The organism is Streptomyces sp. DSM 15324 (assembly GCF_001514285.1).
Lineage (GTDB): Bacteria > Actinomycetota > Actinomycetes > Streptomycetales > Streptomycetaceae > Streptomyces.
In genome coordinates this window covers 421,646-440,947 of sequence record NZ_KQ949028.1, presented here as the reverse complement: position 1 = coordinate 440,947, position 19,302 = coordinate 421,646, and the positions used below count along the sequence as shown (strand labels likewise).

At 72.7% G+C, this 19,302-nt stretch carries 21 protein-coding genes, 1 tRNA gene and 1 pseudogene; 9 read left to right on the top strand and 14 right to left on the bottom strand.

From position 1 onward, the window contains the following. Positions 1 to 5: 5 nt before the first annotated feature. From AQJ58_RS21620 to AQJ58_RS21610, 3 genes and pseudogenes are all read right to left on the bottom strand, one after another. Positions 6 to 317, bottom strand: a pseudogene (locus tag AQJ58_RS21620) (hypothetical protein); the annotation flags it as partial. A 10-nt stretch (positions 318 to 327) separates the two neighbouring features. Continuing rightward, positions 328 to 840: a hypothetical protein gene (locus AQJ58_RS21615; RefSeq protein ID WP_067252654.1), complete on the bottom strand. Its 513-nt coding sequence runs from the start codon at positions 838 to 840 to the stop codon at positions 328 to 330. Positions 841 to 999: 159 nt separating this feature from the next. Continuing rightward, the gene (locus AQJ58_RS21610) at positions 1,000 to 2,031 is read right to left on the bottom strand and encodes a LacI family DNA-binding transcriptional regulator (protein WP_067252436.1); all 1,032 of its coding nucleotides are present in this window, start codon (positions 2,029 to 2,031) and stop codon (positions 1,000 to 1,002) included. Between the two features lie 297 nt (positions 2,032 to 2,328). On the opposite strand from AQJ58_RS21610, the gene AQJ58_RS21605 reads away from it, so the two are divergent. Continuing rightward, positions 2,329 to 3,105, top strand: coding sequence for an SDR family oxidoreductase (locus AQJ58_RS21605; protein WP_067252434.1), 777 nt, complete (start codon positions 2,329 to 2,331; stop codon positions 3,103 to 3,105). Positions 3,106 to 3,198: 93 nt separating this feature from the next. After that, positions 3,199 to 4,203: a Gfo/Idh/MocA family protein gene (locus AQJ58_RS21600; RefSeq protein ID WP_067252429.1), complete on the top strand. Its 1,005-nt coding sequence runs from the start codon at positions 3,199 to 3,201 to the stop codon at positions 4,201 to 4,203. Between the two features lie 462 nt (positions 4,204 to 4,665). On the opposite strand, the gene AQJ58_RS43405 is transcribed toward AQJ58_RS21600, so the two are convergent. The 4 genes from AQJ58_RS43405 to AQJ58_RS21585 form a co-directional block, all read right to left on the bottom strand. After that, the gene (locus AQJ58_RS43405; protein WP_159056285.1) at positions 4,666 to 4,857 is read right to left on the bottom strand and encodes a hypothetical protein; all 192 of its coding nucleotides are present in this window, start codon (positions 4,855 to 4,857) and stop codon (positions 4,666 to 4,668) included. A 175-nt stretch (positions 4,858 to 5,032) separates the two neighbouring features. Then, positions 5,033 to 5,947 (bottom strand): ATP-binding cassette domain-containing protein, encoded by a 915-nt coding sequence (locus AQJ58_RS21595; RefSeq protein WP_067252652.1) that lies wholly within the window; start codon positions 5,945 to 5,947, stop codon positions 5,033 to 5,035. A gap of 5 nt (positions 5,948 to 5,952) precedes the next feature. Further along, a complete protein-coding gene (locus AQJ58_RS21590; protein WP_067252651.1) occupies positions 5,953 to 7,029 on the bottom strand; it encodes an ABC transporter permease in 1,077 nt (358 codons plus the stop codon). Beyond that, on the bottom strand, positions 7,029 to 8,045 hold the full coding sequence (locus AQJ58_RS21585) for a sugar ABC transporter substrate-binding protein (protein WP_067252428.1): 1,017 nt from the start codon (positions 8,043 to 8,045) through the stop codon (positions 7,029 to 7,031). The genes AQJ58_RS21590 and AQJ58_RS21585 overlap by 1 nt, the downstream gene beginning before the upstream one ends. Before the next feature lie 428 nt (positions 8,046 to 8,473). Between AQJ58_RS21585 and AQJ58_RS21580 the strand changes: the two genes are divergently transcribed. Beyond that, on the top strand, positions 8,474 to 9,259 hold the full coding sequence (locus AQJ58_RS21580) for a GntR family transcriptional regulator (RefSeq protein ID WP_067252422.1): 786 nt from the start codon (positions 8,474 to 8,476) through the stop codon (positions 9,257 to 9,259). A 15-nt stretch (positions 9,260 to 9,274) separates the two neighbouring features. On the opposite strand, the gene AQJ58_RS21575 is transcribed toward AQJ58_RS21580, so the two are convergent. The 4 genes from AQJ58_RS21575 to AQJ58_RS21560 form a co-directional block, all read right to left on the bottom strand. Further along, complete coding sequence (locus AQJ58_RS21575; RefSeq protein WP_067252420.1) at positions 9,275 to 10,033, bottom strand: SDR family NAD(P)-dependent oxidoreductase; 759 nt, start codon at positions 10,031 to 10,033, stop codon at positions 9,275 to 9,277. A 2-nt stretch (positions 10,034 to 10,035) separates the two neighbouring features. Beyond that, positions 10,036 to 11,214 (bottom strand): acyl-CoA dehydrogenase family protein, encoded by a 1,179-nt coding sequence (locus AQJ58_RS21570; protein WP_067252419.1) that lies wholly within the window; start codon positions 11,212 to 11,214, stop codon positions 10,036 to 10,038. A 140-nt stretch (positions 11,215 to 11,354) separates the two neighbouring features. Then, on the bottom strand, positions 11,355 to 11,927 hold the full coding sequence (locus AQJ58_RS21565) for a TetR/AcrR family transcriptional regulator (RefSeq protein WP_067252418.1): 573 nt from the start codon (positions 11,925 to 11,927) through the stop codon (positions 11,355 to 11,357). Positions 11,928 to 12,049: 122 nt separating this feature from the next. Beyond that, positions 12,050 to 12,123: transfer RNA gene (locus AQJ58_RS21560), tRNA-Pro, on the bottom strand. A 137-nt stretch (positions 12,124 to 12,260) separates the two neighbouring features. Here AQJ58_RS21560 and AQJ58_RS21555 point away from each other — a divergent pair. The 5 genes from AQJ58_RS21555 to AQJ58_RS21535 all read left to right on the top strand — a co-directional run bounded on the left by AQJ58_RS21555 (position 12,261) and on the right by AQJ58_RS21535 (position 15,550). Then, positions 12,261 to 12,785 carry a DUF309 domain-containing protein gene (locus tag AQJ58_RS21555; protein WP_067252649.1) on the top strand — a complete coding sequence of 175 codons (525 nt, stop codon included), beginning with the start codon at positions 12,261 to 12,263 and terminating at the stop codon, positions 12,783 to 12,785. A gap of 45 nt (positions 12,786 to 12,830) precedes the next feature. Beyond that, positions 12,831 to 13,604 carry a precorrin-6A synthase (deacetylating) gene (gene cobF / locus AQJ58_RS21550; RefSeq protein WP_067252415.1) on the top strand — a complete coding sequence of 258 codons (774 nt, stop codon included), beginning with the start codon at positions 12,831 to 12,833 and terminating at the stop codon, positions 13,602 to 13,604. A gap of 122 nt (positions 13,605 to 13,726) precedes the next feature. Then, the gene (locus AQJ58_RS21545) at positions 13,727 to 14,323 is read left to right on the top strand and encodes a TetR/AcrR family transcriptional regulator (RefSeq protein WP_234360159.1); all 597 of its coding nucleotides are present in this window, start codon (positions 13,727 to 13,729) and stop codon (positions 14,321 to 14,323) included. Between the two features lie 46 nt (positions 14,324 to 14,369). Then, a complete protein-coding gene (locus tag AQJ58_RS21540) occupies positions 14,370 to 15,044 on the top strand; it encodes an enoyl-CoA hydratase-related protein (RefSeq protein ID WP_067252413.1) in 675 nt (224 codons plus the stop codon). Between the two features lie 50 nt (positions 15,045 to 15,094). After that, positions 15,095 to 15,550, top strand: coding sequence for a PaaI family thioesterase (locus AQJ58_RS21535; RefSeq protein WP_067252412.1), 456 nt, complete (start codon positions 15,095 to 15,097; stop codon positions 15,548 to 15,550). 76 nt (positions 15,551 to 15,626) lie between these two features. Here the strand turns inward: AQJ58_RS21535 and AQJ58_RS43400 are convergent, their stop codons facing one another. Next, positions 15,627 to 15,794, bottom strand: coding sequence for a hypothetical protein (locus tag AQJ58_RS43400; protein WP_159056284.1), 168 nt, complete (start codon positions 15,792 to 15,794; stop codon positions 15,627 to 15,629). Between the two features lie 200 nt (positions 15,795 to 15,994). Next, complete coding sequence (locus AQJ58_RS21530) at positions 15,995 to 16,768, bottom strand: sulfite exporter TauE/SafE family protein (RefSeq protein WP_067252410.1); 774 nt, start codon at positions 16,766 to 16,768, stop codon at positions 15,995 to 15,997. Between the two features lie 124 nt (positions 16,769 to 16,892). Between AQJ58_RS21530 and AQJ58_RS21525 the strand changes: the two genes are divergently transcribed. Next, positions 16,893 to 17,774 (top strand): alpha/beta hydrolase, encoded by an 882-nt coding sequence (locus tag AQJ58_RS21525; protein WP_079079089.1) that lies wholly within the window; start codon positions 16,893 to 16,895, stop codon positions 17,772 to 17,774. Positions 17,775 to 17,792: 18 nt separating this feature from the next. Here the strand turns inward: AQJ58_RS21525 and AQJ58_RS21520 are convergent, their stop codons facing one another. Beyond that, the gene (locus AQJ58_RS21520; protein ID WP_067252647.1) at positions 17,793 to 19,046 is read right to left on the bottom strand and encodes an amidohydrolase; all 1,254 of its coding nucleotides are present in this window, start codon (positions 19,044 to 19,046) and stop codon (positions 17,793 to 17,795) included. Between the last annotated feature and the right edge of the window lie 256 nt (positions 19,047 to 19,302).

Here is a 19,302-nt window from a genome sequence, read left to right as displayed (position 1 = left end):
GCAGGTCAGCGCGCGCCCGCCGACTCCCGGCCGGCCGTGCCGGGTCTCCGCCGCGTGCCGACGAGGGTGGACGCCGCGGGCACCCGGCCGAGGTGGGCGCGGACGGCCGCCTCGGCCGCCTGCGGGTCCCTGGCCCCGGTCGCGTCGATCACGGTCAGGTGCCGGATCGGCTGCTCGTCCCCGGCCGCGACGGCCGCCTTCGCCGCGCACAGCGCTTCGAGGACCGTGCGGCACCAGGTGCCGGCGACCGCCTCGTCCACGGTCACCACCCGCACGCGCGAGCCGCGGTTGCGGATCCGCTCGACGAGCCCCTGGGCCGGGCACCGGTCACTTGATGAGGGCGTTGGCGACGACCACGACCAGCCCGAGCAGCGCGTCCAGCATCCCGACCAGCAGGGCGGCCGCCCAGGAGCGGTGCGCGCGGCGGGCGGTGAGCAGACCGAGGGCGAACAGCAGGGCGATGTTGAGGACGAAGGCCGGGTACTCCACCCCGTTCGCCGGCCACCAGCCCCAGCCCGCGCCCGCCAGCACCACCACCGTCGGCACGACCGCCGCGACCAGGGACCATTCGTCGCGCAGGGCCCGCAGCGCGTCCCAGCGGCGGTGCGGGGTGCGCTCGGCGATGTAGTGGGCGTAGCCGTGCGCGAGAGCGGACGCTCCGGCGGTGACCAGCAGCCACAGGGCGTCGTAGCGGCGCCTGGCCGGGGAGGCGTACCCGTACTGGGTGAGCGCGGCCACCATCGAACTCGCGAGGACCGCGCCGTAGACCCCGCCGAAGACCATCGTCTCGTGGGTGTCGTGCCCGTGGGTCCGGACGGTGTCCGCCATGTCGTCCGCCATGCGCTCCACGATCACCCGGCCCCGCCCCGCCTGCCAGTCACGACGTACCGTCCACGTGGCCCGGCGGACACCGTCGTCCGGGAGTCCGCGGACGGCCGGCAGATCCGGGGCGTCCGGCTGCGCAAGGCGTACGCGATCGGCCTCCGAGCCCCTCGCCGGTCAGCCGCCCGCCGCCGGGGGCATGTTGTACGGGGTCACCACCTGGATCGCGGACGGCAGGGTCGGTCCGGCGGGCGGCAGGGCCCCGTGGGCGCGCATCACCGTGTGGCAGGCCTCGCGCATGTCCTGGCGCAGGTCGTGGTGGAGGACGGCGGACAGCCGGTGGTCGCGCAGCAGCCGGGTGTTGTCGTGGTCGAGGTCGTGCGCGACGAACACGGCGCACTCACGGCGGGCGTCGGCGAAGGCCCTCAGGGTGGCGAAGTTCCCGCCGCCGATCGAGTACACCGCCCGGATCTCCGGGTCCCGGGCCAGGGCGGCCCGGACGAGGTCGTACTGGGTGGCGTCCAGGCCCTGTCCCTCGGTGATCTCCACCAGGGCGCGGCCCGGGTGCCTGGCCCGCATCACCCCGCGGAAGCCCATCTCGCGCTCCTCCTCGTTGCGGAAGAACCCGCTGGACAGGCTGGTGAGGACATTGCCGGGGCGCTCGCCGAGCCACTGTCCCATGAGGTACGCGGCCGTGGCGCCGGCGGCGCGGTTGTCGATGCCGACATAGGCGAGCCGGGCGCTGGCGGGCAGGTCGGTGACGAGCGTGACGACCGGGATGCCGGCGGCGACCAGCCGGCCGACGGCGGCCGTGACCTCGGGGACGTCCGGCGCCTTGAGGATCACGCCCTGCGAGCCGCGCCGCGCTATCCGGTCCAGGACGGCGATCTGCTCCGCGACCGGTCCGGTCTCCCTGAAGTGGAAGCGGGAGCGCAGGACCGCCGGGTGCAGCGAGGGCAGCTCGGCCTCCAGGGCGGCCCGTACGGCGGTGGTGAACCGTTCGGGCGCCTGCATCACGATGTCCATCATGAAGGTCCGGCCGACGAGCCGGACCTGGGTGCGCTGCCGGTGCAGTTCGGCGATGGCCCGCCGCACCTCCTGCGCGGTGGACTCGCGCACCCCTCCCCTGCCGTTGAGGACCCGGTCGACGGTGGCCTCGCTCAGGCCCGCCTGACGTGCGATCTCGCGGAGGGGGAAGGGGTGACCCACGGCAGGCTCCTCGTAGTCGCTCGACGGTCCGCTTGAGGGGTTTTTGATGGCCGCCTGCTGGTTGTTCGACGGGTTTGTCATGACAAGAATGGCAGTGCTGAGCCGCCATTGTCATCGAAGGGGACGACGATGTCCTTCACGTCCGTGCGGGGGCGACGCGGTCTTCCTTCCCGCGGCCGCGCCGCACGCCCGGGGCCGCACCGCACCCCGGAGGCCGTCGCGCACCCGGGCCTCCCCGTCCGGCGGGCGCCTCGGGCCGGCACCGAGCGGTGCGTCGGCTGAAAGGACATGCGCTCCATGGGACTTCTCGACGACAAGGTCGTCCTCGTCAACGGCGGCAGCCAGGGAGTGGGTGCGGCCGTCGCGCGCGCGGCGGCCCGTGAGGGCGCCCTGGTCACCGTCACCGGGCGGCGGCCGGAGCCCGGCGAGGCCCTGGCGGCCGAGCTGACCGGGGCGGGCGGCCGGGCGCTCTTCGTCCGGGCCGACCTCGCGGACGCCGAACAGGCGAAGGCGTCGGTGGCCCGTACGGTGGCCGCCTACGGCCGGATCGACTGCCTGGTCAACGCGGCCGGGCTGACCGCCCGGGGCACGCTCCTCGACACCACGCCCGAGCTGTTCGACCAGCACATCGCGATCAACCTGAAGGCGCCGTTCTTCGCCATGCAGGCGGCGGTCGCGGACATGGTGGCCCGCGAGGCGCCCGGCACGGTCGTCAACATCATCACCTCCTCGGCGCACGGCGGACAGGCCTTCCTCGCGCCGTACGTCGCCGCCAAGGCCGGGCTGGTCGGCCTGACCCGCAACGCGGCGCACGCCCACCGCTTCGACCGCGTCCGGATCAACGGACTGAACATCGGCTGGACGGCGACCGAGGGCGAGGACGCGACGCAGCGGGCCTTCCACGGCGCCGGGGACGACTGGCGCGAGGAGGCGGCCGCGCGGCTGCCGATGGGCAAGCTCGGCCAGCCGGACGAGATCGCCGACTTCGTGGTGTTCCTGCTGTCCGAGCGGTCCGGCGTGGTCACCGGTTCGGTGATCGACTGGGACCAGAACGTGCTCGGCGGCCTCGACTAGACCTGACTTCCTTCGTCCTTTCGTCCCCTCCCTTCCGCCTCCACCCCTTTCGTCCCCCTCCTCCCGTAAGACCCCTCAAGGAGCTGCACCACCATGCGCATCGGAATCCTCGGCCTCGGCCGCATCGGCGCCTTCCACGCCGAGACCCTCTCCGGACTCGACGCCGTCGAGTCGCTCGTCGTGACCGACCCCTTCGCCGAGGCGGCCAAGACCGCCGCGGAGCGGTTCGGCGCCGAGGTCGTGGACTCGCCCGAGGCCCTGCTGGCCGCCGGGGTGGACGGCATCGTCGTCGCCGCCGCGACCGACGCCCATCCCGCGCTGATCCTCGCCGGTGTCGAGGCGGGCATCCCCGTCTTCTGCGAGAAGCCCGTCGCGAAGACCATGGCCGAGGGCGTCGAGGTCCTCAGGGCCGTCCAGGGCAAGGACGTGCCGATCCAGATCGGCTACAACCGCCGCTTCGACGCCGGGTTCGTCGCCGCGCGGGCCGCCGTCCAGTCGGGCGAGCTGGGCAAGCTGCACACCGTCCGCTCCACCACCCTGGACCCGGCGCCGCCGCCGGCGGCGTACGTCGCCGCCTCCGGGGGCATCTTCCGCGACTGTTCGGTCCACGACTTCGACATCATCCGGTGGGTGACGGGCCGTGAGGTGACCGAGGTGTACGCGGTGGGCGGCAACCGGGGCGCCGACTACATCAAGGAGGCGGGCGACGCCGACACCACCGGCGCGCTGCTCACCCTCGACGACGGCACGATCGCCGTGATCTCCAACTCCCGTCAAAACGCCCGGGGTTACGACGTCCGTATGGAGATCCACGGCTTCGCGGACTCCATCGCCGTGGGCCTGGAGGACAAGCTGCCGCTGCGCTCGGTGGAGCCCGGGGTCACCTTCCCGGCCGGCACCCCGCACGACTTCTTCATGGACCGCTTCACGGCCGCCTACCGCGCCGAGCTGACCGCGTTCACCGAGGTCGTGGCCGGCACCCGGCCCTCGCCCTGCACGATCGAGGACGCCCTGGAGGCGGGCTGGATCGCCGAGGCCTGCACGCTCTCGCTGCACGAGCACCGCCCCGTGACGATCACGGAGGTGCGGGCCTCCTGACGGGCCCACTCCGCCGGGACGCCGGCGAGCGGCAAGGTCTGTGCTCCCGGGGGAGCGCAGACCTGCTGTCGGCAAGCCAGTGAGCCCCGCAGCTCCGCCGCCAGGCTTCGCAGGTCTGCCGTGGTCGCCGTCTCCTCGCAGCGCCTAGCGCGTGCGCATGGCCCAGACGCCTCTGCGCCCAGCGGCGGGACCCCGTCGACAGGGAGGAGTCAGCCGCCGCGTCCTCGGACAGGTGCGCCATCAGGAACACCGCCCCCACCAGGGCGAAGGACTGGTAGGCGGGAAGCACGTCGACGGCGGAGGCCGTCGTCGCATGCCCCGGAGCCCCCAGCTCGTCCATGTACAGGTCACACAACGCCTCACGTTCCGGCCAGCCGCTGTCCTCGAGACCAGGGCGGCGTGGTCCTCGATCAACTGCACCCGGTGACGCGTCACCCCGGCGACGAGGGCGAACGCGAGCCCTCACAGGCAGTAGCGGACCAACCACTCGTCCGGGTCGTAGGCGTCGCGCGCCGGGTCCCGCGGGACGGCCGGGCGCTCCTCCACCGTGTCCTCGGCGCGCACCCGCTCGGGCAGCGACCCGAACCGGACCCTGCGCCGGTCCTCCTCGGTACCTTCCCGCCGCTCCTCCTGCATCTCACCCTCCCCGTCCAAGGCTCAGCACACCTTCCGTCTCCTCCAACGTCCGCGAGGCGCCCCCGGTTCCGGGAACGGCGATGCCCCGGTGGGAACCCACCGGGGCATCCGTCGCGTCCGTCGCGTCCGTCATGTCCGTCACGTCCGTCGGGCGAGGCTCCTCGCGCCCCGCGGGACCGCGGGAACCGTCCTGTCAGGACGTCTCCTCGCCGCCGCCCGCCACCGGTGCGGTGAGGTCCGCCTCTTCCGGCAGCTCCTCCACGTCGACACCGCGGACCTGGGACAACTCGTGCTTGAGGGCCGCGAGTTCGGCGCCGCCGGCCATGTGGTTGGTCAGCTCCTCGAGGCTGACCTCGCTGCGGTCGGCGGAGAGTTCCAGGGTGCCCAGGCGCAGCACGCTGAAGTGGTCGCCGACCATGTAGGCGTGGTGCGGGTTGTGGGTGATGAAGATGACGCCGAGGCCGCGGTCGCGGGCGGCGGCGATGTACTTCAGCACCACACCGGACTGCTTGACGCCGAGGGCGGCGGTGGGCTCGTCGAGGATCAGCACCCGGGCGCCGAAGTAGACGGCGCGGGCGATGGCCACGCACTGGCGCTGGCCGCCGGACAGCGTGCCGATGGGCTGTTCCAGGTCGTCGAGGACGATCCCCATGTTGCGCAGTTCCGCGTCGGCGGTCTTCTTCATCCTCTCGATGTCGAGGCGGCGCACGGGCCAGGGGCCCTTGGTCATCTCGGAGCCGAGGAAGAAGTTGCGCCACACCGGCATCAGCGGGACCGTCGCGAGGTCCTGGTAGACGGTGGCGATGCCCTTGTCGAGCGCCTCGCGCGGGGTGGTGAAGCGCACCGGGGTGCCGTCGACGAGGAACTCGCCCTCGGTGTGCTGGTGCAGCCCCGAGATGATCTTGATGAGGGTGGACTTGCCGGCGCCGTTGTCGCCGAGGACGCAGGTCACCTTGCCGGGGTAGACCTTCAGGTCCACGCCGTGCAGGGCGCGGATGTTGCCGTAGGCCTTGCCGGCGCCCCGCAGTGCGACGATCGCCCCGTCCGCCCGGTCGGCGGTCTCCGCGACGACCGCCCCGTGGGTGCCGGTTCCGTTGGTGGATGTCATGAGGGTCACCTCCGGGTCGCCGTACGGCTGACCCACAAGTTGATCAGGACGGCGCCGAGCAGCATCACGCCGAGGAACGCCTTGAACCAGTCGGGGTTCCAGCCCGCGTAGACGATGCCCTGCTGCACCATGCCGAACATGAAGGCGCCGAAGACCGGGCCGATCGCCGAGCCGGCGCCGCCGGTCAGCAGACAGCCGCCGATGACGGCCGCGGAGATGTAGATCAGCTCCTGGCCGACGCCCTCGCCGGACTGCACGGTGTTGAAGGTGAAGAGCTGGTGCATACCGATGAACCAGGCACCGAAGCCGACCAGCATGAACAGCGAGATCTTGGTGAACGTGACGGGCACGCCGACGGCCCGCGCGCTCTCCTTGTTGCCGCCGACCGCGAAGATCCAGTTGCCGTACCGGGTGCGCAGCAGCACCCAGGTGGCGAGGGCGGCGAAGGCCAGCCAGTAGAAGATCGTGATCTTCACTTCGACACCGCCGATGTCGAAGGAGGAGGCGAAGATCTTCTTCGCCTGGTCGAAGCCGTCCATGTCGCTGATGTCGTCGGTGGCCACGTTGGTGGTGACCAGCTTGGTCACCGCGAGGTTGACGCCCTGGAGGATCAGGAAGGTGCCGAGGGTGATGAGGAAGCTGGGCAGTCCCGTCTTCACCACCATCCAGCCGTTGAAGAAGCCGACGGCGAGGGAGACCGCGAGCGCGACGACCACACCGACCCACACGTTCGCGGTGAGCTGGTAGCTGAGCATGCTCGCGGTGAGCGCCGAGGTGATCACGGCGACACCGGAGGACAGGTCGAACTCGCCGCCGATCATCAGCAGGGCCACGGGCAGCGCCATGATCCCGATGGTGGACGACTGGTAGAGGACGTTGGCCATCGAGCCGGCCTCGCGCACCGGCGGGGCCGTGATGAGGAAGAACACGTAGACCGCGACGGCACCGAGGAAGACGCCCACCTCGGGGCGGGCCAGCAGCCGGAGGGCGAGGGGACGTCGGGCGGTCCGGCCGTCCGTCTCCTTCGGGCCGGGGGCCGGCGGTGTGGTCACCGCCGGCTCGGCGTGGTGGGTCATGCTGATCACCGGGTGCCCTTCGCGGCGAACGCGGCGACCTTGTCGACGTTGGTCTTGTCCACGAAGGCCGGACCGGTCAGCACCGGGGCCTCGCCGCCGCCCATGTAGTTGCCGTTGTTCTTGTAGAGCCACAGCGAGTCGATCGCCAGGTAGCCCTGGAGGTAGGGCTGCTGGTCGACGGCGAACTGGATGGTGCCCTTGCTGATGGCTCCGGTGAGGTCCTTGTTGAGGTCGAAGGTGGCGATCTTCGCCTTGGAGCCGGCGTCGGAGGCGGACTGGACGGCCGTCAGGGCGAAGGGGGCGCCGAGCGTGACGATGTAGTCGATGGACTTGTCCTGGGTCAGCTTGGCGGTGATCGTCGACTTCACGGACGGCATGTCGGTGCCGTTGACGTTCAGCACCTCGGTGGTGCCCGAGAAGGTCTTCTTCACGCCGTCGCACCGCTGGGTCAGGCCGATGTTGCCCTGCTCCTGGATGACACAGACGGCCTTCTTGGCGCCTTCCTCGTTGAGCCGCTTGCCGAGCGCCTCACCGGCGACCGTCTCGTCCTGGCCGAAGAACTCCATCAGGCCGAGCTTCTGCCACTCGCTCACACCGGAGTTGAGGCCGACGACGGGGATGTTCGCGGCCTTCGCCTTGGCGACGACGTCCTTGAGGGCGTCGGGCTTGGCGAGGGTGACGGCGATTCCGTCCACCTTCTGGTCGATGGCGTTCTGGACCAGGTTGGACTGGTTGCCCGCGTTCGGGTCGGCCGAGTAGACCAGCTTGACGTTGTCCTTGGCCGCCGCGGCCTCGGCGCCCTTGCGGACGATGTCCCAGAAGGTGTCGCCCGGCGACTGGTGCGTCACCAGCGCCACCGTCATCTGCGGGGTGCTCGCCTTGCCCGCCGAGGCGCCGCCCGCGCTCTCCTCGGCCTTCTTGCCACCGGAGCTGCTGGAGCAGCCCGCCAAGGTCAGGGCCACCGCCGCGGCCATGGCCACGACCGGGGCGATTCTGCGGGAACGGGGCGAAGAGCTGTCCATCTTTCCTGCACCTCACTGTGCGACGGGAGAACGACCGGGAAAGGGTGGGGGGATCTCTGGGATGTGGGGGATCTCTGGGATCAGGGCCCGTTACTGCTCAGGGGCCACGGGGGCCGGGTCCGCGACTGTTCGTTTTCTGTTCGACGGAGGGACTCGGCCCGTGCACCGCTGGGACCGGATCAAATCCCCTCCCAGGCCCGGTGTCAATACTTTGTTAAGACATCATCTCAGGATCAGGTCCGAATGTAAGAACAAACCATTGACAGCGGAGGCCGCCGGGACCTACACCTGGGGGACGCCAGATCATCCGACCACCATAGAAGCCGATCATCATTCCTCGCACACAGGCGTACCCCTCGCACGTGTGGACGATTCGGGGAGGTTCGTCGGGCGATCCGCTCCCGCGGCCGACTCAGGAGGTGCCCTCGATGGCGAAGACCGGTGAACGTCCCCGCGCGGTGGCCGCCTCGGCCCTGGACGGGCTGCCCTTCGCGCTCGACCGGTCCAGCCCGGTACCGCTCTACTACCAGCTCGCCCAGCAGCTGGAGTCGGCGATCGAGCACGGCGCGCTCGCCCCCGGCAACCTCCTGGGCAACGAGATCGACCTGTCGACCCGGCTCGGCCTCTCCCGCCCCACGGTCCGCCAGGCGATCCAGTCGCTGGTCGACAAGGGGCTGCTGGTGCGCCGCCGCGGCGTCGGCACCCAGGTCGTGCACAGCCAGGTCAAGCGGCCGCTGGAGCTCAGCAGCCTCTACGACGACCTGGAGGCGGCCGGACAGGGGCCCACCACGCACGTCCTGCGCAACGAACGGGTCCCCGCGGGCCCCGACGTGGCGGCCGCCCTCGGGATCGCGGAGGGCGCCGAGGTCACCCGGCTGGAACGGCTGCGCTCGGCACACGGGGAACCGGTGGCCCATCTGTGCAACTACCTGCCCCCGGCCCTGTTCGACCTGGACACGGAGCGGTTGGAGGCGACCGGCCTGTACCACCTGATGCGCGCGACGGGCATCACCCTGCACAGCGCCCGGCAGACCGTCGGAGCCCGCGCGGCCACCGCCGAGGAGGGCGGGCTGCTCGGCGAGGAGCCGGGCGCGGCACTGCTGACCATGCAGCGCACGGCGTACGACGACACCGGCCGGCCTGTCGAGTACGGGACGCACATCTACCGCGCGTCCCGGTACGCCTTCGACTTCCAGCTGCTGGTCAGGGGCTGAGGAAGCGGCTCGCGGCTACTTCGGGGCCATCCGCAGGGCGCCGTCCATGCGGATGGTCTCGCCGTTGAGGTAGTCGTGGTCGATGATCGACAGGGCGAGCTGCGCGTACTCCTCGGGCCGCGCCAGCCGCTGCGGGAACGGCACCCCGGCCGCGAGGCCCGCCCGGTACTCCTCCGAGACCGTGGCCAGCATCGGCGTCTCCACGATCCCCGGGGCGATGGTGCACACCCGGATGCCGTACTGCGCCAGGTCGCGCGCGGCGGGCAGGGTCAGTCCGACGACGCCGCCCTTCGACGAGGAGTAGGCGGCCTGGCCGATCTGGCCGTCGTACGCGGCGATCGACGCGGTGTTGACGATCACGCCGCGCTGGCCGTGCTCGTCGGCCTCGGTGGCGGCGATGGCCTCGGAGGCGAGCGCGAGGACGTTGAAGGTGCCGATCAGATTGATCTGGATCACCTTGGCGTACAGCGCGAGGTCGTGGACGCCCTTGCGGCCGAGGATCCGCGCGGACGGGCCGATGCCGGCGCAGTTGACGACCGTGCGCAGCGGCACCCCCGCGCCCGCCGCCGCGGCGACGGCGGCCCGGACCTGCTCGGGGTCGGTGACGTCGGCGGGGACGTACGTGACGCCGTCGACCTCGGGGGCCCGGTCGACGCCGTCCTTGAGGTCGAGGGCGTACACCTGCGCGCCGCGCTCGGCGAGGGCCTTCGCGGTGGCCGCGCCGAGACCGGAGGCACCGCCGGTGACGAGGGCGGCGGTGTGGGCGAGCTGCATCATCACTCCTTGCCGAGGGCGGTGAGCACACCGCCGTCGTTACGGTCCAGCGCACGGGAGATGATCATGCGCTGGATCTGGTTGGTTCCTTCGAAGATCTGCATGACCTTGGCCTCGCGCATGTAGCGCTCGACGGGGAAGTCGCGGGTGTATCCGTATCCCCCGAGGACCTGCACGGCGTCCGTGGTCACCTTCATGGCGTTGTCCGTGGCCACGAGTTTGGCGATCGAGGCCTCGCGTGTGAAGGGCAGACCGAGGTCCTTCAGCCGCGCGGCGGACAGGGTGGTGGCCCGCGCCGACTCGATCGCGGCGCCCATGTCGGCCAGCACGAACGCCAGCCCCTGGTGTTCGATGATCGGCTTGCCGAAGGTCTCCCGCTCCCGGGCGTAGCGCACCGCGTGGTCGAGGGCGCCCTGGGCGAGACCGCAGGCGACGGCGGCGATGCCGAGCCGGCCGTGGTCGAGCGAGGCGAGCGCGATCCTCAGGCCCTGCCCCTCCTCCCCGATGAGCCGGTCGGCCGGCACCCGGACGTCGTCCAGTCGCATGGTGGCGGTGGCCGAGCCGGTCAGGCCCATCTTGCGCTCCGGCGGGTCGGCGCTGAGGCCCGGGGCGTCCGCGGGGACGAGGAAGCAGGAGATGCCGCGGCTGCGGTCCTCGGAGGTGCGGGCCATGACCGTGTAGAAGTCGGCGTGTCCGCCGTGGGTGGTCCAGGCCTTGGCACCGTTGAGCACGTACGTGTCACCGTCGCGCACGGCGCGGGTCAGCATGGCCGCCGGGTCGGATCCGGCGTGCGGCTCGGACAGGCAGTACGCGCCGAGCAGTTCCCCGCCGAGCATGTCCGGCAGCCACCGGCGGCGCTGCTCCGCGGTGCCGAAGCGGGCGAGCGGGAAGCAGGACAGGGCGTGCACCGAGATGCCCACCGCGACGCTCGACCAGACCGCGGCGACCTCCTCCAGCACCTGGAGGTAGACCTCGTACGGCTGTCCCGCCCCGCCGTCCTCCTCGGCGAACGGCAGACCGAGCAGGCCGCTGCGCCCGAGGGTGCGGAACGCGTCCCGGGGGAACGCCCCGTCCGCCTCCGCGTCGGCGACCCGGGGAGCGAGTTCCTTGGCGGCGAGGGTGCGGGTGAGCTGGATGAGCTCCACGGCCTCGTCGGTCGGCAGGGCGCGCGTGGCAGGCATGGTGACCTCCCCGGAGTAGTACGGGAAACGATACTGGAGTGCGTACGAACGTATCATTCACAGTACGGCACGCGGGTATGCCGCAGCACCCGGATCGGGGGACCGGTCAGCGGGCCGGCCTGACCGGCGGATCAGCCCGGTCAGGAGGAGACGGCGTGCACGATCAGTGAGGCGAGCTGTTCGTAGGCCTCCGCGTCGGTCAGCCCGGTGCGCGACTTGAGCTCGCCCTGCTGGATCTGGCGCATCGTCGCGGCGGCGACCTCGCCGACGAAGGCGGTGTGCACGTCCCGGAAGGCACCGCCGGAGACTCCCTCGGCGATCAGCTGCCGCACCCGCTCCGCGGCCATCCGCGTATTGGCCTCGTACACCTCGCGGGCGGGCGGGAAGTCCGCCACGTCGTCGAGGAAGGCGCGCGAGAGCGGGCGCAGCTGCTCGGCCACGGTGGTGAGGTACACCCGGACCCGGTCCGAGGGGTCGACGGTCTGCGCCACCCGCTTCTCGACGGCCTCCGTCGCACCGCGGAAGTAGTGCTTGACCGCCTCGACGACCAGCCCCTGCTTGCTGCCGGCGAGTTGGTAGAGCGTGGTCTTCGAGCAGCGCAGCCGCTCGGCGAGGTCGTCGAGGGTGAGGGCGGCGAACCCTTCCGCCGTCAGCAGCGCGACGAGTCGTTCCAGCAGGTCGGCCTGTCGGGCGGTGCGGCGGGTGGACGGCATGGGCCCAGCGTAGTCCCCTTTGTTACCGCCCGGTCAGCAGTGCACGGCGTGCAGTGACGGGGGACGGCGAAAAGGCCGTACCGGATCCTCCGATACGGCCTCTGACCTGCTGTTCCAGCAAGTCGGGACGACAGGATTTGAACCTGCGACCCCTTGACCCCCAGTCAAGTGCGCTACCAAGCTGCGCCACGTCCCGGTGCGCGACCCTCGCGGAGTTCCGCGTGATCGCGCGAACAGCACTTTACCCCACGACGGCCGCCACGCCGAAAGGGAGCCGGGCGCGGGACAATCGGGCGCATGGACCGTACGGACCGCAGGGAGCGCGTGGACGGCATGGGGAGCACTCGGGGCGGCGCGAGGGACGGCGCGACCGGCGGGTCACGGGACCGGGACGACGAAGGGCGGGCGCGCAGCGCACGGCCCCGGGACGGCCTCGGGCGGCCCCTGCCGTACGGGGCGCGGGGGGTGGCGCGCCAGCCGGAGGGGGTCGTGCGCGGCCCGGGGCAGACCGTCACCGAGGCGCAGGCACTGCTGGACGCGGGGAAGCCGTTCCACGCGCACGAGGTCTTCGAGGACGCCTGGAAGAGCGGACCCGAGGCGGAACGCGGCCTGTGGCGCGGGCTCGCCCAGCTCGCGGTCGGTCTGACCCACGCGGCCCGGGGCAACCTCACCGGCGGTCCCCGGCTGCTGCGGCGCGGCGCCGCAGCCGTGGAGGAGTGGGCGGCCGGCGCGGGGGCGGCGCGGGCGCACGGGATGGATCTCGCGGGGATCGTCCGGTGGGGGCGGGCGCTGGCGGACGAGGTGGAGCGGACGGGGGCGGCCGTGGACGCGGGACGGTGTGCGCCGCGGCTGCGGTGACTCCCGGCCCGGTCCCGGCCGGCGGCGTACGGCAGACTCGGCGACGTGCGAAAGATTCATGTCATCGGTATCGGCGCGGGCGACCCCGACCAGCTCACCCTCCAGGCCGTGCGGGCCCTGCGGGCCACGGACGTGTTCTTCGTCCTGGACAAGGGCGAGGTGAAGAGCGACCTGACGCGGCTGCGCCGGGACATCCTCGAGGCCCATCTGCCCGAGGGCGGCTACCGGGTGGTCGAGGCGCGCGACCCGGAGCGGGACCGCGGGGCCGGCGGGGCCGCCTACTCCCCCGCCGTCGGCGACTGGCGCAGCGCCCGCGCGGACATCTACGAGCGGCTGATCACACAGGAACTCGGCGAGGACGACAGCGGCGCGTTCCTGGTGTGGGGCGACCCCGCGCTCTACGACAGCACCCTGGGCGTCCTGGAGGAGGTGCTGGCACGGGGCACGGTGGCCTTCGACCATGACGTGGTGCCCGGCATCAGCAGCGTCTCGGCGCTGGTCGCCCGGCACCGCACCGGTCTGAACCGGGTGGCGCGCCCGGTGCAGATCACCACCGGGCGCCGGCTCGCCGAGGGGTTCCCCGAGGGGGTGGACGACGTCGTGGTGATGCTGGACGCCCACCAGACCTTCCGGCGGTACGCCGAGGAGGACATCGACATCTACTGGGGCGCCTACATCGGCACGCCGGACGAGATCCTGATCTCCGGCCCGCTGGCCGAGGCCGGCCCGCGGATCGAGTGGGCGCGGGCCGAGGCGCGCGAGCGCAAGGGCTGGATCATGGACACCTACCTGCTGCGCCGCAACCCGGGCCGGCGGTGACGCGGCACGGCGTCCTCGCGTCCCGCCGGTGCGGTCGCCTCTTGCATGTTCTATGCCATAGAGCATAATTACCAGCCAGTCGCAGGCGGCCCCGTACCGCGCCCCTGCGGAGAGGTGCGCCCGTGAGCCCGCGCAGGACCGACAGCCGCCGCCGGATGGTCGCCGGTGCCGCCGACCTGCTCGCCGAGCACGGGGCCGCCGCGGTGAGCATCGACCGGGTGCTCGCGCACAGCGGGGCGCCGCGCGGCTCGGTGTACCACCACTTTCCCGGCGGACGGGTCCAACTGATCGACGAGGCCGTGGTCTTCGCCGGGGACTTCATCGCCGGGCTGATCGAGACCGCCGTGGACGACCCCGATCCGCTGCGGGCCGTGGACGCGTTCTTCACGCTGTGGCGGGAGCGACTCGTGCGCAGCGACTTCCGCGTCGGCTGTCCCGTCGTGGCGGTGGCCGTGGAGAACGACGACACCGCCCCCGAGCCGGCCCGTTCCGCGGCGGCGGCCTTCGCCCGCTGGCAGCAGGCGCTGACCGCGCTGCTGCTGCGGCACGGGCTGCCCGAGGAACGCGGCAGACGGCTGGCCGCGTTCCTCGTCGCGGCCGTGGAGGGGGCGGTGGTGCTGTGCCGGGCCGAGCGCGGCACCGGCCCGCTCGACGCGGTCGCCGTGGAGGTCCGCGACCTGCTGGACCACGCCCTGCGGACGGCCCGCCCGCCGTCCTGAACCACCTCGGCCGATGTGTCCCCGCTCGCCTCGTGAAGGAGTCGCCATGCCCATGCTGGACCGGCAGGAGAACGTCTTCGTCCTCGACCTCGGCGACGGGGAGAACCGCTTCCACCCCGACTGGCTCGCCTCCGTCGACGCCGCCCTGGACGAGGTGGAGAAGGCGGACGGCCCGCGCGCCCTGGTGACCGCCGCGACGGGCCGGTTCTGGTCCAACGGCCTCGACCTGGACTGGCTGTTCGCCCACGCCGACCGGCAGCGGGAGTACGTGCTCACGGTGCACGCGCTGTACGCCCGCATGCTGACCCTGCCGGTCGTGACCGTGGCCGCGCTCCAGGGGCACGCCTTCGCCGCGGGCGCGATGTTCTCGCTCGCCCACGACCTGCGGGTGATGCGCGCCGACCGCGGCTTCTGGTGCCTGCCCGAGGCCGACATCGGCATCCCCTTCTCGCCGGGCATGTCCGCCCTCGTCCAGGCCCGGCTGAGCCCGCAGGCCGCGCACGAGGCCATGGTCACCGCCCGCCGCTACGGCGGCCACGAGGCGCTGACCGCCGCCATCGTGGACCACGCGGTCGACGAGGACGCCGTACGGACCACGGCCGTCGGCCTCGCCGCGGCCCAGGCCGCGAAGGCGGGCGACACCCTGCGCACCATCAAGTCGCGTATGTACGCCCACGTGCTGGTGCCCCTGCGCGAGCGGGAGAACCCGCTCGGCGACTGAACACCCCCGCCGTACGGCGACACCGGCAAGCCCCTCGAAAGGACCACCGCGTGACCACCACCGACCTCTCCGCCCTGTCCGGCCTCGAACTCCTGCGTCTCGCCCGGGACGGACGGCTCGGCGACCGCCCGTCCATCGGGCGGCTGCTCGGGATGCGCTTCGACGAGGTGGAGGAGGGACGGGTCGTGCTCTCGCTCGACACCCGCCCCGACTTCGCCAACCCGCTCGGCACCGTGCACGGCGGCATCGCCGCGACCATCCTGGACTCGGCGCTGGGCTGCGCGGTCCACACCACCCTGCCCGCCGGCACCGGCTACACGACGCTGGAGCTCAAGGTGAACTACATCCGGCCCGCCCGCACGGACGGCCAGACCCTGACCGCCGAGGGCACCGTCGTCCACGCGGGCCGCCGCACCGCCACCGCCGAGGGCAGGGTCGTCGACGAAGAGGGCCGGCTGATCGCCCACGCCACGATCACGTGCATGATCCTCGGGCCGGGCGACTGACCGACCGGCCGCGGCGGGCGCAAGCAGCCCTGGTCCGGCCGGGTCGACGGAGGCATGTGTCGGCGGGGGCCGATTGTCACGCGGAGAACGTCGCGACCAGCCAGTCGGTGGCACCGCTCAGACGCGCCGAGAAGCGGCGGAGGCGGGCGTCCGTGTCGATCCAGTAGCGGGTGTGGCCCGGGGCGGCGGGGGCCGTTTCTCGGGTGGTCCGTCGGGGTGTGGTGGCGGACGGGCCGGCGAACACCGTGACGGGGACTCCTGCCAGTTTCTCGCTGCCGAGGCGGCGGGCGCCGCTGCGCAGGAGCAGCTGGGCGTTGTCGGGGCGGTCGGCGGCGAGGTTGAGCAGGACGAGCAGGGCCCGTCCCAGCGAGGTCGGCGGTCCCAGCCCCCGCCTGCTTCCAGGGCGGCGGCCTGGTCAGGGTGTGCCGGTGTGACGGGGTCCTCCTACGGCCGCAGCAGTTGCAGGCCGCCCACCACGGTCGCCGCGATGACCAGCCGCTCGAACAGCCGCTGGTCGATGCGGTGGACCGCCCACTTGCCGAGCAGGGCGCCGGGGACGACGAACACGACGAGCGCGGCGTCCAGGAGCAGCGAGGGGCCGTCGATCAGGCCGAGGCCGGCGCTGAAGGGCACCTTCGAGAGGTTGACGACGAGGAAGAAGAAGGCGGAGGTGCCCAGGAAGCCGAGTTTGCGGAACCCCGCCGAGAGCAGGTACATCGCCATCACCGGGCCGCCCGCGTTGGCGACCATCGTGGTGAAGCCGCCGAGGACGCCGTAGGAGCGGGCCTTGACGCGGCCTGCCCGGGTGACCACCGCGTCGGGGTCGACGGGCGTCTCGGCCGTGCGGCGGCGCCACACGGTCACGGCCGCCATCAGCAGCAGGATCGCGCCGATCGAGGTGCGCACCACCCGGTCGTCGGCCCACATCAGGAAGACCGTGCCGAGGACCACCCCGGCCGCGACCGCCGGGAACAGCCGCCACAGGGTGGGCCAGTGGGCGTGCCGCCGGTAGGTGAGGACGGCCAGGACGTCCCCCGCGATCAGCAGCGGCAGCAGGACACCGGTCGACGCGCGGGCCGGCAGGACCGCCGCGAAGATCGCCAGGCTGACCGTGTTGGCGCCGCTGACCGCCGTCTTGGAGAAGCCGACCAGCAGCGCCGCGAAGGCGAGGGCGGCGAACTCCCAGCCGGTGACGTGCCACAGATTCATCGTGTTCATGCGGAGGCCGATGCTATGCGCACGTATACGACGGCGTAAGAACCGTCTCGCCAGATGGCCGGGGCACCGGCCGGGCGCCTGAGAGGATCCCTCCGTGGCGGCACCCGATCCAGCTGGAGGAGCCATGGCCGAGCACGTCCTCGCGGGCACACGCGGCGCGATCACGGCGCACGTGTGGCCGAACCCGTCAGCCCGCTACCTGGCCCTCGTCGTGCACGGCTACGGCGAGCACGCCCGCCGCCACGAGGAACTCGCCGGCGTCCTGACCGCGCACGGCGCCGCCGTGTTCGCGCCCGACCACATGGGGCACGGCAGGTCGGACGGCGAGCGGGTGCGGATCGAGGACTTCGAGGACGTCGTCACCGACCTGCGGGCCGTCGTGGAGCTCGCCCGGGCCGCCCACCCGGACCTGCCGCTGGTGATGATCGGGCACTCCATGGGCGGGCTGATCGCCGCCCGCTACGCCCAGCGGTACGGCACGCGTCTGGCCGCGCTCGTCCTGTCCGGGCCGGTCATCGGCGCCTGGGAGCTGCCCGGGCGGCTGCTGGCGCACACGGAGATCCCCGACGTTCCCGTCAGCCCCGCCGCCCTCTCCCGTGACCCGGCGGTCGGGACGGCGTACGCGGCGGATCCGCTGGTCTGGCACGGGCCGATGAAACGGCCGACGCTGGAGGCCTTCGTACGGACCCTGGAGACCGTCACCGCGGACGGCCCGGCCGGCGCGCTGCCGCTGCTGTGGCTGCACGGCGACGCCGACCGGCTGGTCCCGCTGCCCGGCAGCCGCATCGGCGTCGAGCGGCTCGCCGGGGGCCCGCGGACCGAGCGGATCTACCCGGGCGCCCGCCACGAGGTGTTCCACGAGACGAACCGGACGGAGGTCTTCGCCGACCTGACCGGCTTCCTGGACGGGGTCCTGGACGGCCCGCCCGACGGAGAGGGCGACGGCACCCTCGGCACCCTCGACGGAGACCTCGACCGGGCGCGGCGGACGCGGCACGCCCGCTGAGGCCCCGCGGTCAGCCGGTCATCCCCCGGCCGCCGCCAGCCGGGACAGCGCCGCCGACACCAGCGTGCGCACCCCCGGCACCAGCACCGCGGGATCCGGCGCGAACAACGGGCTGTGGTTTCCCGGCACGTTGGCGAACTTCTCCGCCAACTCCTCACCCGGCGCCGCCTCCCAGACATCGGCCGGGGTCGAGGTGACGTACCAGTAGTCGTACGGCACGCCCTGCGGCGCGAGGAGCGAGAAGTCCTCGCTGCCCATGGTCCCGCCGAAGTCGAACACCGTGTGCTCGCCGAAGAGTCGCCGGTGCATGGCGGCGATCTCGCCGTCCAGGACGGGGTCGTTGACGGTGTTCGGGCAGCCGGGCAGGACCGTGACCTCGGGCGGCACCGGGCAGCCCGCGGCGGCGCACTCCGCCTCGACGATCCGGCGGATCGCGGTGAGGACACGCTCGCGCACCCGGTCGTCACGGGTCCGTACGTTCAGCGAGAGCCGCGCCTCGGCCGGGACGATGTTGGGTTGCGTCCCGGCGTGGAAGGCGCCCACCGTCACCACGGCCGACTCGCCCGCCGCGACCTCCCGGGAGACGACCGTCTGCAACCGGGTGACGACGTACGCGGCCGTGACCACCGGGTCGACGGTCGACTCGGGCCGTGAGCCGTGCCCGCCGACCCCGTGCACGACGACGTCGAGGTCGTCCGCGGCCGCCAGGATCGGCCCGGGGGTGTGCGGGTAGAAGCCGACGAGCCCGGGCGCCGCGTGCTGCCCGAACAGCACGTCGGGGCGCGGGAACCGCTCGTGGACGCCGTCCTTGACCATCGCGGCCGCCCCGCCCTCCGCCTCCTCGGCGGGCTGCCCGACCACGACGAGCGTGCCGGACCAGAGGTCCCGGGCGGCGGCGAGGGCCTCGGCCGCCGCGGCCAGCCAGGTGATGTGGAGGTCGTGGCCGCAGGCGTGCATCACCCCGTCGACGACCGAGGCGTACGGCAGCCCGGTCGCCTCCCGCACCGGCAGCGCGTCCATGTCGCCGCGCAGCCACACCACCGGCCCCTCCCCGTGGGCGAGCACCCCGACCACGCCGGTGCGGGCGACGCCCTCGGTCACCTCGTACCCGGCGGCCCGCAGCCGGCCGGCGAGCCGCGCCGCGGTGCGGTGCTCCGCGAAGGCGAGTTCGGGGTGGCGGTGCAGGTCCCGGTAGAAGTCCTCCAGGTCCCCCTGCCGCAGACCCGAGGTGATGTCCCGGGTGAGCCGGGCGACGACGGCCGGATCGGTCATAGCCGGAGGGTACGGGGTGGTCGGCCGAACGGTCGAGGAACCGGCCCCCGGATCCCGGCCGTTCAGCCGAGGCGCGGGCGGCCCCGGACAGGACAGCGGGGCAGGAGCCGCTTCCGCCCTCCCCTTTCCCAGGAGTACGCGATGCTGCCGGGCGAGTTCGTCGTGGGCGCGGTCGGAGGCGCCGCGGCGGTGGCGGCCGTCGGCGGCCCCGGCACCCCCGATCCGGCGCGCGGCACCCCCGATCCGGCGCGCGGTG